The organism is Vibrio anguillarum (assembly GCF_001989995.2).
Lineage (GTDB): Bacteria > Pseudomonadota > Gammaproteobacteria > Enterobacterales > Vibrionaceae > Vibrio > Vibrio anguillarum.
The window spans coordinates 21,597-38,779 of record NZ_JAHGUP010000036.1; the positions used below are offsets into that span (position 1 = coordinate 21,597).

Genomic DNA, 17,183 nt, shown 5'->3' on the forward strand with positions numbered 1-17,183 from the left:
CTTATAAAAAATAATGGGACATCAAGTCCCATTATTTTTTTCTGATTTTTCGTTGAGTAAACTCTCCAATAACTCAATCCTATCCTCAAGCATTTTTTTAGCTTTCCGTTCTTTTCCAATTTCTGATTTGTGCCATTCAAGACTTTCATAATCACGCTTAGAACGTATTCTTAATTTATCTAACTCTCTTTCTGATTCAGAATATTTAGTAAACCAATGTAAAATTTCTAGCTTTGATTGATCGAGTAAGGCTTGTAAGTTCTGTTCTTGTTGCTTTTTAGTAACTCGGTTGCGCTTTAAATCTTCTTGTCTCTGATTTTTTATTATCTCGAGCTCAACACCAACCCAAGCCCTCACTCCTTTTGGATCAAAAGTATTACGATGAAGTCCAGTTAACTCAATTACTTGAGCTTTAGTTGTCTTAAACTTCTTATCTTGCCTTATAGAATCCAGTGCAGCCCAAATTTTATCTGTATTGTGATCAAACAATTCTTTGTTTTTTTCATCATATTCAGCCATCAGATCAACTCCTCGCCCAAATAATTTAAAACTCTTTTAGACTCTTCTATTGCTTCAGCTATCTGATCTTGCCTGTCTTCGTATCCTTCTGCACCGACCAACTTTATATTAGAAAGATATATTTCGCGCCACCTTGGCGCATTTGCTTTAGTTACTACAGCATTGTGACAACGAACTGGGTTACATCTTAAGCCACCAATACACGGCAAGGTCTCATCAAAGTCTTCAACGCCACCAAAACAGTAACCACTTCCGACATTAATAATCGCCAGTCCTTGTTTAACCATTGCTTCGTATATTTCTTCTTCTGAGTAACCAGCTTCCATGCATCCATTGAAGAACTTTTTGATTTTTGAAATATGCTCATCAGCTTTTCCCCCCATGTATTTACCGTTCGGATCAAAGTTAGCTTTTACAGCTTCTAATTCAGCCTCATGTCTAAAATCTACTGACTTACCTTCAACACTTATTAACTGATTTGCAATCCCTCCATAACCAAGCGTTGTTTGACTAACTTTCCCCTTACGCGCAAGCGCCTCCGTTGCAGAGACAATATGCTTTAGCTGATAAGAAATAACAGGTAAGCCAACATCAGCTCGGTACATTTGATGCGCGAGGCTGTGTCTGAATACATAGCCATTGAGCTTACTGTTAATATCTTTTGAGGATACCCCCATTAATACTGAGAAGCTTTTTTCAACTATATGGGTAAGATTACCCATTGGGGTATTAGTCTCGTCTGGCATTAATGTAAAAGTATTTGCAAATACATATGTGTTTTGAAATACTTTTCTGCCTATCAACTCGACAACCTTTATGGCATCGATCATGATTGGTATAGCTATCCAGCGATCATTAAACAAATTCCAGCGATTATCTCGTCCCTTGTGTTCTTCTGATACGATAGTTTTATCTTCTAAGTCCAGACACCCACTAATTTTTAGATCAGAATACACATTTGGTCTTGCTCCCATAAGAGTCCCGATCACCCATAGTGCAGAGTAATACGCTTTATTAATTGCTATTCGAAGAGGTTCAGTAAAGCATAATTTTTTTTGTAATATATACGTTATCTGTTCTCTTGTTAGTTGTACACTGAAATCAAGTTTAGATATATGATTATCTGGGAAAGTAGTATTAATATCTACGAGTGAGTATCCTTGCTTATTAAGTCGGTAAGCACCATAGTCTTCAAAGTTTTGCTTGGAATATTTAAACTCTTCATAGGTTGAAGCGAGTGTCTCATAATGTTGTTCAATTATAGGATCATTCACTTTTTCATCAACTGCTTTTAAAAAACTCACGATATTAAATGACGCTCTCTTAAGAGCCAAATCGAAGTTTTTGGTTTCAAGGTATGGTAATTTTTCTGTTTTCTGATTATTATTTTTATTAGAGTTCTCCTTATATGCTTTTTTATTGCTTCATAATCAGCATCACACTTAATACCAATGCTTTCTTTTGTTTTATGAGAACCTAAATAATCAAAAAAAATTTTATAACCAGTTGAATTTCGCTTCTTTGACACTATTTCCAATTTAGTCCTTTTAGCTGCTTCTTCAAAGTCTAGCAGAGTTATATCACCAAGTTTATGACACTGTTCTTGTATATACTCTTTTCCAAGTCTCCTCTCGACTTGAGAGAAAACAAAATTCAAAAATCTTAGTCCATTTTTGAATGGAGCAATCAAGGTGTTGGGCTTTAGTTCGTTTTTCTTACTACCAAATTCTTTTGGTGACGAATAAATACTCAAAAATAAGCACTTTAGTTCGGTTATGACTCCTAATGGAATATGGCTATAGTCGCTAAAGTCAAGCTGAACTTTTGATATAGAGACTGAAGGTGCTCTGTTTGAAGTATCTTCATCGAAATCCCATAACATGTCACGAAAAACACTCTTCTTAGATATAGGTAGTGTAGCAAGTTGAACGATATAAGGACTAATATCATCAACTAGTTCGTCAGAATCAGTTTTGTTTAAAAGCAGTAAATTAGAAAATACATCTTGCCAGTATTGATTTATTAACTGCAAGTGTTCGAGATGCTGTTTTTTCACCATTAACCACCCCAACTATCTAATATAGTGGTTTCGATAAATAACGAATTTTCTTTCGCCAGTATTAAAGTATCCTCCTCAAACTCTGAAGTTTCAGGGTTTAAAATATCGTCAAGTAGTGATAGATTTTCTAACACAACAACGTGGTAAGGAGTATTAACTACTTCGCTACTTTCTAACGTTGCCAAATAGTCTCTTTGCATTGCAAAAAGCTCTGGAAGATGTTTCTCAGTCAACATCACATTATCACAAGACAGGCACTTATTATATTGTGAACAGGGTCTTCCCTTAACATAAAAGGATGATTTTTTGATAAATCCAGGTGGATCAAATATGTTTTTACAGCCACCAAGTGGCGTCTTCATTATGATCTGATTATCGTTATATCTACGCTGTTGTTTCTGATGAAAATTATGTTTATTTGTTCGAACAGCCTTACTATAAACCTCTTCTATTGCTTTCCTTGCTTTATCTTTTATAACTCTATCGAAATCTAATTTCTCTAGGTAGCTCATCGTCGTATAAATAGAAGCATGCCCTAATAAATATTGGATCTTCCTTATTGAAACACCAGCATCGACTAACTCACTCACTAAAGTAGGTCTGAATCTTGTTGTAGTAAGCACCATTGGGTTACCATCATCATCTTCTAAATGATATTTATCGACCAGTTCAGAATAGAATATGGACATAGTGGATTCAGTTATAGTTATACACTTTTTGTAATATGTTATAAAAAGTCTATTTGATATTTCATCTGGCGCATATTTTCTTGACTCCGAAGTTAACTTAATAACTTCATTAAATACTGTTTCGACAAATTGCTTTTGACTTATTGATAACCATTGAAGATCAGCTTGGAACAGGTCTAGGTGAATCATCTTCTCTCCTGTCGAACGTTCTTTCCAATAAGTTAGACAAGGCTTATTAGTCAAAGGGTGATTTTTTTGGTAATCGTCAATTTCTAGATCTAAGATAGGGTTTAAATTCATACCAAGGACTTGTGCCATCTTTAATACATACAATCCCACGTCCCGCAGTGCAGTTCTTCTAGTTTTTACCCCCCATTCATCATACAGTTCATTAAGGGAAATTCTTCTTGAGGTCACGTATTGATTTAATTTTCGCTGCCCAGCAGTGTATTTTTTTATTAGCTCTCTATCTCTATAGATGGGAATACAGTTACAATGATCTTCAAAAATAATCCTTGCTTGGATCTTTGGATCATCAAAATCAGCTTGTTTTCTATCTAACTTTTGATACGGTACTAACTTCTCTTTAACAAGTACCATCTCCTGCTCTAGCATCTCGTGTATTTGTTTTCGCTCGTAAGGCGAATATGGCTTATATGCTATAGACTCTCTTACAATTTCAAATCCATCAGCAGGGTAATAACTAAAATTGTAACTGCGAATCGTTTTCAGTTTTTCCAGAGTTACTCGCAATGACGACAACGTAGTATTCGCAGTTGATGTTGCTAATACTCCTTCACCAATTTTTTCACCCAAATACTCTTTAAAATCCCTTAGCGACCATGAACTAAAACACTTCTTAAAACTACTATCTGGTGAGATTTCTTTACTTTCTAAAAAATCACAATAATGTTTGTATCCGATATAATAAGTAGTAATTCCTGATTTAGACGAAACATTCAAAGAGCCAATAGCAAAAGCATGTTGTACATCCTCATAGCGCCCTCTTTTAGAACTAAAGTCATCAATTGATGTGAGTTTCTTATCTCTTAATTTACTAAATACTGAATACTTACTCTCTTCTTGATTCAAACGCCTTTCTCTGCGAGCTTCATCACGTTCTTTCATCGTTTTATAATCGATGCCCTTAATCTCTATAACTTCTCTGGAGAAACGTAAATATTCAGCCCTCAACAAAGGACGTGCTATAGCTTTACTATGGGTTGGAATTAAGTGGTGGAATGTTTTCTGAGTTATCACATTTCTAAACATTGGAAGTGCTAGTTTTTCTTCATACGTTAAACCGTTTTTCCACTTAAGGAAAATCCTACGATTATTCAAATCATAGCCAATAGCATGACTGCTATTTTTAATTTCACTATAAGGAAGAGAGACTTTGTATTCCAATAACAATTTATTAAGCTGTTTTCTTAGATCAAGTAATTCTGGTTCCTCGAGCTGTTTGACCTTACATGAAAGCTTATTTGATAAGTATTTTGTAGAAATAAGGCCATACTGTTCAAAGTAACTATCCGGATTTTTAGCTACCAACTTTGAATTAAACATACCAACAATTGACAGCTCAACGTCCCATAACAGATCTGGATTAACTTTACATTCAGAGATAAAGTCGCTCATCAATGTAACAATCGTCTCATCGTCAACATTCTTTAAAACACCTAACGACTTAAGCTCCGTATTTATTTTTTTGATGTCTTCTTTCAAATATAGGCGTATTGGATTATAGCCTATCGGTGCTTTACTAAATAGAAAACGCAAATCGATTGAATTTTGACTTATTGATACATTTTGTTTTTGTTCATTTGTTAATGACGCCCACCAATCTACCAAACGGGATCTATATGCTTCACGGTCAAACAAAACATTTAACGACTTGAGTTCTTTATCAATATTATCGATTTCTTTATGAAAAATTTGCCTTACCACATGATATTTTATAGGTGAATCAGCAAATAAATCTCGCAGATCTATGGTGTTATTTACAACTGGGAGAGTTTTCTTTTGATTATTAGTTAACGACTGCCACCAATTGAGCAGACGAGCTCTATAAGCTTCATGATCAAACAAAATACCTAAAGACTTAAGCTCGGCTTCTATCTTATTGATATCATCTTTCAAGTATTGGCGTATTTGGACGTAAGTTACCGGAGCATCACTCAGTCTATCACGTAAATCAATTGTATTTTTATTCGTTGGAACCGCCAGCTTTTGTTCATCAGTTAAAGAGTGCCACCAATTGAGTAGACGCTTTTTATATATTTCAACATCTAATAAAACACCTAACAACTTAAGCTCTGTGTCTATCATCTTTATCTCATTTTTCAGATATTCACGAACTTTTCGATGAGAAACCGGTACATCACTAAATAAACTTCGCAAGTCAACAGTATTATTTGTCTTTGATGTTGGAACTGCTTTCTTTTGATCATTAGTCAATGACTGCCACCAGTTGAGCAGACGAACCTTATATTCTTCACTATCGGGTAAAACACCTAACGACTTGAGCTCCTCATCTATCTTATTGATGTCTTCTTTCAAATACATACGCAATGTATCGTATTTGATCGGAACATAACTAAATAGCTGATGTAAATCAATCGTTTTTAGCTGAGTGATTGGGACCGCTTTCTTCTGTTCGTCTGTTAACCCTCGCCACCAGGTATTCAAGATCGTTCGGTATTCTTCAGATTTCATTTCAGTGCTTCCTTTTCACTCTAGTTCGATCTTTTAATTTTTTCATTAACTGATATCTTTTGAGTGGAACACCGTTGTGATCTTCAAATTTTTCCCATACTCCTACAGGTATTTTGGTGTACTTTTGTGTTGTATCTAATGATTCATGCCCAAGGCATTGTTGTAAAAGCAAAAGTCGGTCTAGCTGTGATTTGCCTAAATCTTCAGAATTGAGAAGCATAGCACCAAAACCATGTCGAATTTTGTGTGGTGATAACGGCGAGTTAATCAATCCAAGCTTTAAAGCTCTTTTAGACAGTTTTTTAATCAGCTTACTAACTGACTTTTCGGTGTAAGGATCACCATTTTGATTTAAGAAGGCTGGAACAGGGGTATCACTCCATTTGCGTTTGTGTTTCTTGAATTCAAGGCTTGAGTGATATCTTTGGACTCTATTAATCGTTTCTTTTGAAACAACTGTATATCTATATTTTGCTTCTCTCCCTCTTCCCTTATTACCTTTAATTTCTATTGATACATAGTCACTAGGTATCTGAATTGTATTGTCATCCATAATGATGCTCTTACGAGACTCTCTCGATAACTGTAAAATGCTTTCTTGGGATATGTCTTTTACTTCAGCTCTACGGACACCTGAGTCGTACATGAATTGAATAAGACTTTTTTCTCTTTCATGATTAGCGACGAAAATCAAAGCTTCAATATCAGTAAAAAGCGCAGGCCTAATTAGCGACTCCTTGGCAGCTACGACTAAACTTCCATTCTCATAAGGATTTTCTTCCCTCATGAGTTTGTAGCCAGCAGGAGGATTGCATAGAAATTCGGAGAAGAACCTGCCGTAAGTCGCATCTCTGTTTGCTAGGGTTTTTCCACCTAGTGCATGTTTATCTAACCCTTTTTTATCCTTATCGCGTCTACAATAATCAAAATACTTCTGAATTTCTGTCGCATGCACTGTCAACAAACAATCATCTCTCTTAGTACCAATGTGATTATCATCATGTGTAATCAGGTACTTAACTAAGTAACGTAAATTGTTTGCGTAGGTATTTACAGACTTATCACTATGATTTCTTCTGTAATCAGTAAGGAAGTCGGAGATGAGTGGCAACAACTCCATTTGGTCATTAAAGACAGCAACACCTTCAGCAAGTAAAAGCACATTTGGATATTCTTCAAAATCTTCATGCGCAACAGACTTTGATATATCAAGCTTCCTACCAGACGATATAACAACAGACTTATCCATAAAACCTCGAACTGTGCATTAAATTTACACAAAATTATTATTAATTACGTATTGTGCAAATAAAAATGAACACAATAAATTTAATATTAACAGAAACGAGGATTCTTTTACTTACTGATTATGCATTTTGTGCAGGGGATTATAAAAGCGGTACATCACACGAGCGTTGCGTACTATTGAGATACAAAGTATCACCCAACAACGAAAAGTGATGACTGTACATGCAGGGGCGCAAGCAACCCATATGAAACTCACCTGGGTTGTAAAAGTTTAGGATTTCGCCTCTATCATCAACGCCACGTGAAAGATCATCAACAATCTTACGCAGTTGATCAATCTGCCCACCATCCGCCTTGGCCCACGCACGTCCTTGAACTCCATACACGCGGCCCATATCATCTTCACCTTTGCGGTATGGATTGTTAAGCCAAGCTGCATTTAAATTCGCATTCGCATCCCACGTTTTGGTTCCTAAAGCGCGAAAATCGGCTGCATTATCGTAGCCACGAATATAACCAAGTAGCTCAGCAACTGCGGCTTTCCAGAAGCTTTTACGCGTTGTCACTAACGGGAATTGATTCTGACCTACATCATAGGTGAGATCAGCGTTAACCACCGTTAGGCAGCGTTTGGCTGTACGTTCATTTTCGATCCAAACGCCCTCATCAACAATTCGCTGACAAAGTTCAAGATACTGTTTCACAAACTATCCTTAACACTATTGAGTCACTTTATGGTTAACCTTGTACGCCCATACCATCATCAGTGCACCGACAATGATCATCGGTAGCGACAGGATTTGCCCCATGGAGATAAATCCAGCGAACAATCCTAATTGTGCATCAGGTTCACGAACATATTCAACAAGGAAACGGAATGTCCCGTAGCCTATCAAAAATAGCCCTGAGACTGAACCAATTGGCCGATTTTTGCGGATAAACAGGTTCAATATAATAAACAGCACAATCCCTTCTAAGAAAAACTCATAAAGCTGTGATGGATGGCGAGGCAAAGGCCCGCCGTTTGGAAAAATGATCGCCCATGGAACATCGGTTACTCGCCCCCACAATTCACTGTTCATGAAGTTGCCTAATCGTCCCATGCCTAAACCAAATGGAACCAAAGGAGCCACAAAATCGGCGACACCCAAAAACGTTCGGTTATTTTTCCGTGCATACCAAAACATTGCACTGATCACGCCAAGTAGACCACCATGGAAAGACATCCCGCCTGTCCACACTTTAAAGAGATAGAGCGGGTCTTGGAGAAACAGATCAAAATTGTAAAACAACACATAACCGACGCGACCACCAATGACCACCCCTAAAAATCCAGCAAACAGCAAATCCGAGACTTGCTCACGAGTCCAGCCACTATTTGGTTTGTCCGCTCTGCGATTGGCAAGCCACATCGCAAAAACAAAACCAACTAAATACATTAAGCCGTACCAGCGAATGGATATAGGGCCAATCGCAATCAGCACGGGATCAATATTTGGGAACTGTATAAAACCCTGAGACATAAACGTGTTCTCTTACTAAAAATGAGGTGAAGATAATAAGTGATTAAAACAGCATAGTTGCCGCTATAACCATCAGAAAAACGGAGAATATTTTTTTCAATACCACCGTCGGTAACTGAGTCGCGTAACGCGCTCCTAATCGAGTAGTGAGAATTGAGGTCGAAGCAATGGCGACTAACGCAGGTAAATAGACATAGCCAATGCTGTAAGGTGGTAAATTCTCCACTTGATAACCGTGCAAAATAAAACCAATCATGCCAGATATTGCGATCACACAGCCACAGACAGAAGAAGAACCGACGGCTTTACGCATTTCAACGCCATGACGATTCAAAAAAGGAACGGAGAGCGAACCGCCACCAATTCCCGCTAAACTGGAGACAATACCAATACCACTGCCACATAGCATGGTCACCCACGCACCGGGCATCGATCTTTGCATTTGCGCTTTTATCGATAAAAACATTTGAATCGCTAGGCAAAAAACAATCACGCCAAATACTTTCGGTAGATATTGAGTCGGGATCACGTCTGCGATCATTGAGCCAACAAACCCACCGACGATAACGCCGGGCATGAGCCACTTGACGACAAACATATCCACATTGCCCAATTTAAGGTGATTTAATGCCGAAGAAGCCGAAGTAACAATGATGGTCGCTAGCGATGTCGCTAACGCTAAATGCATACTAAGTTCGGCGGAAATACCCGCCTTGGGAAGCAAAAGAAGCAACGCCGGAACGACAATTAAACCACCACCAATGCCCAGTAAACCAGCCATAAAACCAACGACTGAGCCCAATAACACCAGCAAAACCATCAACTCAAAATTCACATTAGTTCCTATTTTTTGCCTGCGCGGATAAAGCCAGCAAAGCCTTTATCTTCAAAGTATGAGTGCATCATATTATAAATGTCGTTGCCGTAAGGTTGCATCAACGCTTTGTCAGCAAGTTGCCGTAACTGTCCTAATTGAGAGTGCCTCACCAAATATTTGACCTTGGCTACGTTGGAGGTATTCATACTTAGCATGCGATAACCCAAACCAATTAATAACAGTGAACCGATAGGGTCCCCGGCCAACTCACCACACACACAAACAGGTATACGATGAGACTGGCAAGTCTCTAAAATCTGTTTAAGCGCCATCACCACCGCTGGATGCATGGAGTCATAGACATCAGCAACATGTGCATTGTTCCGATCAACGGCCAACAAATATTGGGTTAAATCGTTGGTTCCAACCGAAACAAAGTCCACTTTGCTCGCAATCAATGGTAGAAGATAAATCATCGATGGCACTTCAATCATAATGCCAATCTTGGGCATTATGATCCGATCATCAACGCTAGAAACTTCTCGATACGCTTGCTCAATCAACCGCATTGCGTCGTCCAACTCTTTCGTTCCTGAAATCATTGGCAATAAAATGCTGAGATTTTGGTTATCGCCGCTGGCACGCATCATCGCCCGCAGTTGAATCAAAAAAATATCGGGATGATCGAGCGTAAAACGAATGCCTCGCCAGCCAAGAAAGGGATTGTCTTCTTCAATGGGTAGATAAGGCAGTGCTTTATCGCCACCAATGTCTAACGTTCTCATCACCACCCGTTTATCAGGATAAGCGTTCAAAACGCTGCGATACTGCTGCACTTGTTCTTCTTCTGATGGAAAGCGATGTTGCAGCAAAAAGGAAATTTCGGTTCGATACAGCCCGACACCATCAACCCCTTGGTTAATTGCGATGTTGGTATCCGCACTTAATCCAGCATTGAGCATCACTTCAATACGTGTGCCATCTTGCGTAAAAGGAGCTTCTGCAATGGTTTCATTAACCATTTGAGAAAGTTCGCTTTCTTCATAAGCTAAAGCGCGATATTCCGCCAGAATTTGTCTATTTGGTGAGATAAAAACCTTGCCGCTATAACCATCGACAATGCCCTTTTTACCGTTGATCTCCTTGAGATTAAGTGAAATTCCCATCACTGCGGGAATGCCCAGCGCCCGTGACAATATTGCTGCGTGGGAATTGGCAGCCCCTTCTAAAGAGACCACCGCCAGTAATTTATCTTTAGGAATAGCGGCGAGAATTGAAGCAGTAAGTTCGCGTACCACCAAAATGATCGGTTTATCAAGTTGCTGCTGATCATGCTCAGTGTTGTGCAAAAAAAATAGCAGTCGCTGACCTAGCTCACGAATATCCTGTGCACGCTCACGTAAGTAAACATCTGACATCTTCGCAAAACGGTTGGAATAACTCTCCACAACCTGCCGTAATGCCCAATCTGCACGATCGCCTTTTTGGATCTGGCTTTTCAGATCGTTGCGTAGCATCGGATCATTGAGTAGATGAGTAAAGAGATCGAAGATGGCTAACGCATCTTTATTAATATCACTATCGAGTTTTTTTCTTAAACGACGAAAATCGTTCAAGGCACTTTCTACCGCCAGCAATAGCCACTCTTGTTCTCGTTCAATATCGAGCGTTGAGGCGGGGTAAACATCAGACAGTTGAGGCTGGGTGTCATCCCACCAAAACTCACCAATCGCGATGCCAGATGACGCAGCAATGCCACTGGTGGACAACTGCTTTTTCGAAAGCAGCCACTGCCCTTGTGTTTGAGCATGAGCAATAATCACGGCCACTTGCGCCGCCAGAGTGACAATAAAAGACTCTTCCATCTCACTAAATAAGCGAGGTGTTTTTTGCTGCACGACCAACACACCCAATACTCGCTTGCGATGAATAATCGGCGTACCAAGAAAGCTTTGATACACCTCTTCGCCAAGCTGTTTGAAGTATTTAAAATTAGGATGTTTCGACGCTTCAGCAATGTTGATTGGCTCAGCTGAACGTTTCACTAAGCCCACTAAACCTTCGTCAAAACCGATGTGGATTTTGTCGCCTTTGAACTTTAAGCCTTGCGTTGCCATCAGTTCTAGGCGATGTTTTTCTTCGTTAGCAAGATAGACAGTGCAACACTCGGTACTCATCGCATTGCACGTTTGCTTAACCAAAATATTCAAGGCTTGGTGTACATCTTCTACCTTGGATACTTGTTCAACTATTTCCCTTAGCTGAGAGAGCATGTCTATCCTCTTTTATTTTTGCGCTTACCTTTGTTATTACGTTCTTTAAATGGCATCGCGAATGATGCAAACTCTTTCATGGCGCGACGATAAACATCTCGCTTGAAAGAGACTACTTGCCTCACTGGATACCAATAACTGACCCAACGCCAACCATCAAATTCAGGGGTACTGCCGCGCTGCATGTTGATTCTTGATTCATCACACTCTAAGCGCAGAAGAAACCATTTCTGTTTTTGCCCAATACAGACAGGTTGAGAATCCCAACGAACGAGCCGTTTTGGTAATTTATATCTTAACCAATGACGGCTTGTTGCTATGATTTTCACATCTTTCTTTGTAAGCCCAACCTCTTCGTAAAGCTCTCTAAACATCGCTTGTTCAGGAGTTTCATCGTCGTCAATTCCACCTTGTGGAAACTGCCAAGAGTGTTGTCCGTATCGTTTCGCCCAGAATACCTGACCATGGTTGTTACAAATCACAATACCAACATTGAGTCGGTAACCATCGCCATCGATCACTGGCCAACCTCTAGTAAAATCTTAATTGCTTTGATTTTTCCACATATCCCCAATAGGAGCAAACTTACTAGTGTGATTAACACGAGATTTATGTGTTCCTAATCATTAATTGGATAACTTTTCATCAAATTTAAAGTTATCAACAAAATAATGCGACACCAGCCACATTTATTCACCTTTTCTGTGAGTAACTATGTGAAGAATCTCTAGATAGCGACTTACTTCCCCAAAAAGCAAAAGAATACGGGCCAATAAAAAAAAGATAATAATAAATTAAATACATAAAAAAACAATTAATTAATTGGATTTTCCATTATTCACATTACGTTGCGATTAACAAAAAATTGATCCTTTCACAACATGCTCAAAGATCCACCGATTAGCTCGTTATCCACACCCCCACTCTAGTAGAAATAAGATTTACTGATTAAGAGGCCCACTACCTCAAGCAAAACCCTGTAAATGCATACAGATAAACAAAAAATGGAATATTTTCCGATCAACCTGTGGATAACTTGGGTTGCGATGATCTTTTAAGCAAAAGAAACGACAGTACATTGTGTATAAGAATTTGCTACAATCGCGTTTTTATCATTCAAAGTATCATGAAACCCGCACCTAAAACTGAACATGAATTAATGCTTAGAGCCCAAGACATTGCAGGCTTAAGCTTTAGTCAACTCGCCGAAGAAGCCAAGATGACCGTGCCCCCTGACTTAAAAAAAGATAAAGGATGGGTCGGTCAGCTATTAGAGTGGCATTTGGGTGCAGCAGCAGGCAGCAAACCTCAGCAAGATTTCGAGCAATTAGGTATCGAGCTCAAAAGTATTCCAATCAGTTACACTGGAAAACCGCTCGAAACAACGTTTGTGTGTGTGGCCCCACTCACCGGTGTTCATGGTTTAACATGGGAGCAAAGCCACGTGCGAAATAAACTCTCTCGGGTACTATGGATCCCAATAGAGGGTGAGCGAGAAATCCCCCTAGCCCAGCGCCATGTCGGCTCGCCATTGCTATGGAGCCCTTCTCCTGCACAAGAACAGCAGCTAAAAAATGATTGGGAAGAACTGATGGAGTTCATCGTTCTTGGCAAAGTTGAGCAGATCACCGCTAAGCACGGTGAAGTATTACAGCTCAGGCCAAAAGCGGCAAACGGGCGAGCATTAACCGAAGCCTACGGTGCTAATGGCAAACCTATCAAAACTCTGCCACGAGGCTTTTATCTTCGAACTCAATTTACCGCGAGCATTCTTGAGCAACACTTTATTTAAAAGTGCTCGTTATTGCTCATGAAAAAACGTAACCGTTTGATCTTTCACTGCACAATTCGTTTCCGTTTCACTGCCATCTTCGCTTATAGTAAAAACGTCACACACTCCACCAGCGAGAGCATCAAGGAAGGAATATGCAATACACCAAACTGCCTCATTCCACACTGGAAGTGAGCAAGATCTGCTTAGGTACCATGACTTTTGGTGAACAAAATAGCCAACAACAAGCCTTTGAGCAGCTCGATTACGCCTTAGACCAAGGTGTGAATTTCATCGATACTGCGGAAATGTACCCAGTTCCCCCCAACGGTAAAACCCAAGGTCTGACCGAAAGCTATATTGGCAACTGGTTAGAAAAATCAGGTAAACGTGAAAAAGTGGTGTTAGCGACTAAAGTGGCAGGCCCGCGTAACGTGCCTCACATCCGCGAAAAGATGTCACTCGATAGACGCAACATTCATTTAGCGATTGATGATAGTTTAAGACGCTTAAAAACAGACTATGTCGATTTGTATCAATTACATTGGCCTCAACGCCAAACGAACATGTTCGGCCAACTTAACTACCCTTATCCTGATCAGCAAGAAGAAGTCACTTTAATCGAAACGCTCGAAGCGCTTAATGATCTCGTCAAGGCTGGAAAAGTGCGTTACATCGGTGTGTCAAATGATACCCCGTGGGGCGTGATGACGTTGCTAAAATTGGCAGAAAAACACGATCTAGCAAGAATTGTCTCTATCCAAAACCCTTATAATTTACTGAATCGCAGCTTTGAAATTGGCTTATCTGAGATTAGCCACTTCGAAGGTGTTCAACTGCTGGCTTACTCGCCACTGGCGTTTGGTTGCCTGAGTGGTAAATATTTAAATGGCGCAAGACCTGACGGTGCTCGGTGCAGCCTATTTGAACGCTTTTCTCGCTATTTTACGGCGCAAGGTGTACAAGCCACTCACGCTTATGTTGAGCTTGCTAACCAGTATGGCCTTGATCCAGCACAGATGGCGTTGGCGTTTGTCAATCAACGTCCGTTTGTCGCATCCAATATCATTGGCGCGACAAACCTAGAGCAGTTGAAAACAAATATCGATAGTTTAGATGTCGTACTCAGTAATGAATTGCTTCTTAAAATTCAAGAGATTGGGACGACTTACTCCAACCCTTGTCCGTAGATATCTTCGGGGCTAGCGAAGCCACTAGCCCCTCGTTTTACGTTGTTATTCGCATACTTAACACACGGCGAAGATGACGAATATGACGTTCAGCTTTAATTGAGTCAGGGACTGAAACGCCAATAGCGCGTCCATCACTTTCTAAGCCAATATCTTTAAGCAAGTGTTGGCTATTAAAAGGCAGCTCAAAAGCATGACGGCGAACATTTCGTTGCCATTGACGCTCTTCACGGCGTAAATCAGCACGGACCAGTAAAGTAGCAAGTTGTAAATAAATTGAATGACGCATGAGTATTCTCCAGTAGTAAACTAAACGTTGACGGCTGGAAAAATGGGGGCAAACAAGGTGGATCAACACTTTGATAAGCTGCCATTTTTCCGCAGCCTATCTCAAGGTTACGGATTAACTAAAAATCGGTGCCTTTTTTATCATCAAACATACGACAGGCGTCTGTAGTAAGAGACGATTTAGGCGCAGTAAGATCGATAGAAACGCGAACAGTATGAACAAAAACGAAATGATTCATGTTGCGCCTCCAAGCAAATAGTTAATCCAAAGTGAAATGAGTGTGTGAGCACGGCTCACGGTTAAATTCTATGCAACTGAGGTGATTATTCAACTCTTAATTTTCAAACAATTAAAAAACAATGCATTAACCTAAAATGAAAGCCAATGACAGCAAATAAGTAACACATTCAGCTAGAGAATAACTTATTCGCAAAAGATATGATTATAAAAAATGGCCACATGGATTAAATGTGACCATTTTTACTTGAAGAATCATCAAGTTAATAGGTATTTTCAGTGATTAAGTTATGTTTATTAAGCAATCGATACATAGTAGCTCTAGATACACCTAGCTCTTTGGCGGCCATTGATACTTGCCCTGAGTTCGATTCTAGAACCAGTAATAGCGCATCTCGCTCTGAACGCTCACGAATGCTTTTTAGGCTGCGCTTACCATCACTGCGTTTTGGTAAGTCGAGTTGCAATTCATCCAACATGACTGAATCGGACATCAGCACCACACGTTTGATCTGATTCATCAGCTCACGAACGTTACCCGGCCAGTGATAACGAGCCAATGAGCGCGCCGCTTCTTCAGTAAAACTGCGCGCCTGCGCGTTAAACTCTTTTGAATACTCCTGCAAGAAGTGGCGTGCCAGTAAAGCAATATCACCCGCCCGCTCTTTTAAGCTCGGGACATTAATACGCAATACGTTGATATAGTGGTACAGCTCTTCGTTAAAATTGCCATCAATCAGCGCTTTTTCAATATCGGAAGAGTTGGCGGCCAAAATACGCACATCCACCTCTTTGACACCCGTTGAAGTTTCTATCGTTCCTTCTTGCAGGAAGCGCAAGAGGTTAGCTTGTTGGCTTTTAGGTAGCGTGAGAATATCTTTAAGTAGGATCGTCCCGCCATCTGCCCGCTCCAATAATGAAGTTTGAGATGAGTCTTCACAACCAATACCGAACAGCTCACATTCAAAGCGGCTCTCCGATAAAGCTCGGCAATTCACTGAAATAAAAGGTTTTTGTGCGCGAGACGACGTTTTGTGTACCGCTCTCGCGACCGTCTCTTTGCCCGTTCCATTTTCCCCATAAATGAGGATACTGACATCCGTAGGGCCGATGCGTTTGATCTGATCACGCAAGCGCTTCATGGGAGTAGATTCACCAATTAAACCAATATCCCCTGTTGCTCCATAATGTGGCCATACTTTTTTCTCTAACTTAAGCATTCCAAGTTGGTGTCCAATGGTGCTCAGTAGCTGCGCATCGGGAATCGGCGCCGTAAAAAAGTCGATACAAAAGTTAACAATGAATTGGCAAATCGTATCCGAGCTCAACTGTGATTCGCGAATGAACGCCAACCAACGTACTTGTTTATGGTTGCTGACCAAATTTGCAATGCCATTGAGGCTGAATTCATCATGGCTCAAATCAACAATACCAATGCATGGGCCTGTTTCTGCAAACAAGGCATCCGCTTTACGTAAATCTGCGCATTGTGTACAACGCCAACCAACCTGTTCAAGTACAGATAACCAAGGCTCGTATGTCCCACCAACGACGACAAGCGAACCAGGGACAGAATCCATTCGGAATTGAGTGCCCATCTATTATTCCTTATCTTAAAATTTATATGCAGTGCTACTTTTGGCACATTAAACGGCTGTTACATTAACGAGACTTGGCGCTGTAGTCTGTCTCGATAATAAGACTAGACAACAAATAAGCGCTTTGCCATTTAATATAGGGAACTATTTCATAATCCTTTCGAAATTGTTGTCTGTTAGTCCACGCTAGTGAACAAAATTTTTCAAACTAATGCAAAAAAAAACCGCCTATTTAGGTACGGAAACCGCATGAAC

The 17,183-nt window shown here is 40.0% G+C and carries 13 protein-coding genes and 1 pseudogene; 2 read left to right on the forward strand and 12 right to left on the reverse strand.

Annotation, left to right across the window (positions count from 1 at the left end):
* Window positions 1-21: 21 nt before the first annotated feature.
* From PL85_RS09775 to rppH, 10 genes and pseudogenes are all read right to left on the reverse strand, one after another.
* Window positions 22-519, reverse strand: a complete 498-nt coding sequence (locus PL85_RS09775) for a hypothetical protein (RefSeq protein ID WP_088728635.1) — start codon at window positions 517-519, stop codon at window positions 22-24.
* On the reverse strand, window positions 519-1,823 hold the full coding sequence (locus PL85_RS18835; protein WP_234826555.1) for a site-specific integrase: 1,305 nt from the start codon (window positions 1,821-1,823) through the stop codon (window positions 519-521). Before PL85_RS18835 ends, PL85_RS09775 begins: the two co-directional genes overlap by 1 nt.
* Window positions 1,820-2,578: a hypothetical protein gene (locus tag PL85_RS18840; protein ID WP_194578649.1), complete on the reverse strand. Its 759-nt coding sequence runs from the start codon at window positions 2,576-2,578 to the stop codon at window positions 1,820-1,822. Before PL85_RS18840 ends, PL85_RS18835 begins: the two co-directional genes overlap by 4 nt.
* Window positions 2,578-5,982: a tyrosine-type recombinase/integrase gene (locus PL85_RS09785; RefSeq protein WP_234826554.1), complete on the reverse strand. Its 3,405-nt coding sequence runs from the start codon at window positions 5,980-5,982 to the stop codon at window positions 2,578-2,580. The genes PL85_RS18840 and PL85_RS09785 overlap by 1 nt, the downstream gene beginning before the upstream one ends.
* A 1-nt stretch (window position 5,983) precedes the next feature.
* Window positions 5,984-7,231, reverse strand: coding sequence for a tyrosine-type recombinase/integrase (locus tag PL85_RS09790; protein ID WP_088728634.1), 1,248 nt, complete (start codon window positions 7,229-7,231; stop codon window positions 5,984-5,986).
* Window positions 7,232-7,376: 145 nt separating this feature from the next.
* Window positions 7,377-7,934, reverse strand: a pseudogene (locus tag PL85_RS09795) (thymidylate synthase); the annotation flags it as partial.
* Between the two features lie 15 nt (window positions 7,935-7,949).
* Entirely contained in the window at window positions 7,950-8,753 is an 804-nt protein-coding gene (gene lgt / locus PL85_RS09800; RefSeq protein ID WP_115339543.1) for a prolipoprotein diacylglyceryl transferase, read from the reverse strand.
* A gap of 43 nt (window positions 8,754-8,796) precedes the next feature.
* A complete protein-coding gene (locus tag PL85_RS09805) occupies window positions 8,797-9,588 on the reverse strand; it encodes a sulfite exporter TauE/SafE family protein (protein WP_115339542.1) in 792 nt (263 codons plus the stop codon).
* An 8-nt stretch (window positions 9,589-9,596) separates the two neighbouring features.
* Window positions 9,597-11,843, reverse strand: a complete 2,247-nt coding sequence (gene ptsP, locus PL85_RS09810; RefSeq protein ID WP_115339541.1) for a phosphoenolpyruvate--protein phosphotransferase — start codon at window positions 11,841-11,843, stop codon at window positions 9,597-9,599.
* Between the two features lie 2 nt (window positions 11,844-11,845).
* The gene (gene rppH, locus PL85_RS09815) at window positions 11,846-12,364 is read right to left on the reverse strand and encodes an RNA pyrophosphohydrolase (RefSeq protein WP_010319133.1); all 519 of its coding nucleotides are present in this window, start codon (window positions 12,362-12,364) and stop codon (window positions 11,846-11,848) included.
* A 605-nt stretch (window positions 12,365-12,969) separates the two neighbouring features.
* Here rppH and mutH point away from each other — a divergent pair.
* Both mutH and PL85_RS09825 read left to right on the forward strand, forming a co-directional pair.
* Window positions 12,970-13,635: a DNA mismatch repair endonuclease MutH gene (gene mutH, locus PL85_RS09820; protein WP_088729318.1), complete on the forward strand. Its 666-nt coding sequence runs from the start codon at window positions 12,970-12,972 to the stop codon at window positions 13,633-13,635.
* A gap of 134 nt (window positions 13,636-13,769) precedes the next feature.
* Window positions 13,770-14,804 (forward strand): NADP(H)-dependent aldo-keto reductase, encoded by a 1,035-nt coding sequence (locus tag PL85_RS09825; protein WP_013857595.1) that lies wholly within the window; start codon window positions 13,770-13,772, stop codon window positions 14,802-14,804.
* Between the two features lie 37 nt (window positions 14,805-14,841).
* Here PL85_RS09825 and PL85_RS09830 read toward each other — a convergent pair whose 3' ends face one another.
* A complete protein-coding gene (locus PL85_RS09830; RefSeq protein ID WP_010319130.1) occupies window positions 14,842-15,093 on the reverse strand; it encodes a hypothetical protein in 252 nt (83 codons plus the stop codon).
* A 500-nt stretch (window positions 15,094-15,593) separates the two neighbouring features.
* Entirely contained in the window at window positions 15,594-16,928 is a 1,335-nt protein-coding gene (gene vpsR / locus PL85_RS09835; RefSeq protein WP_013857597.1) for a cyclic-di-GMP-binding transcriptional regulator VpsR, read from the reverse strand.
* Between the last annotated feature and the right edge of the window lie 255 nt (window positions 16,929-17,183).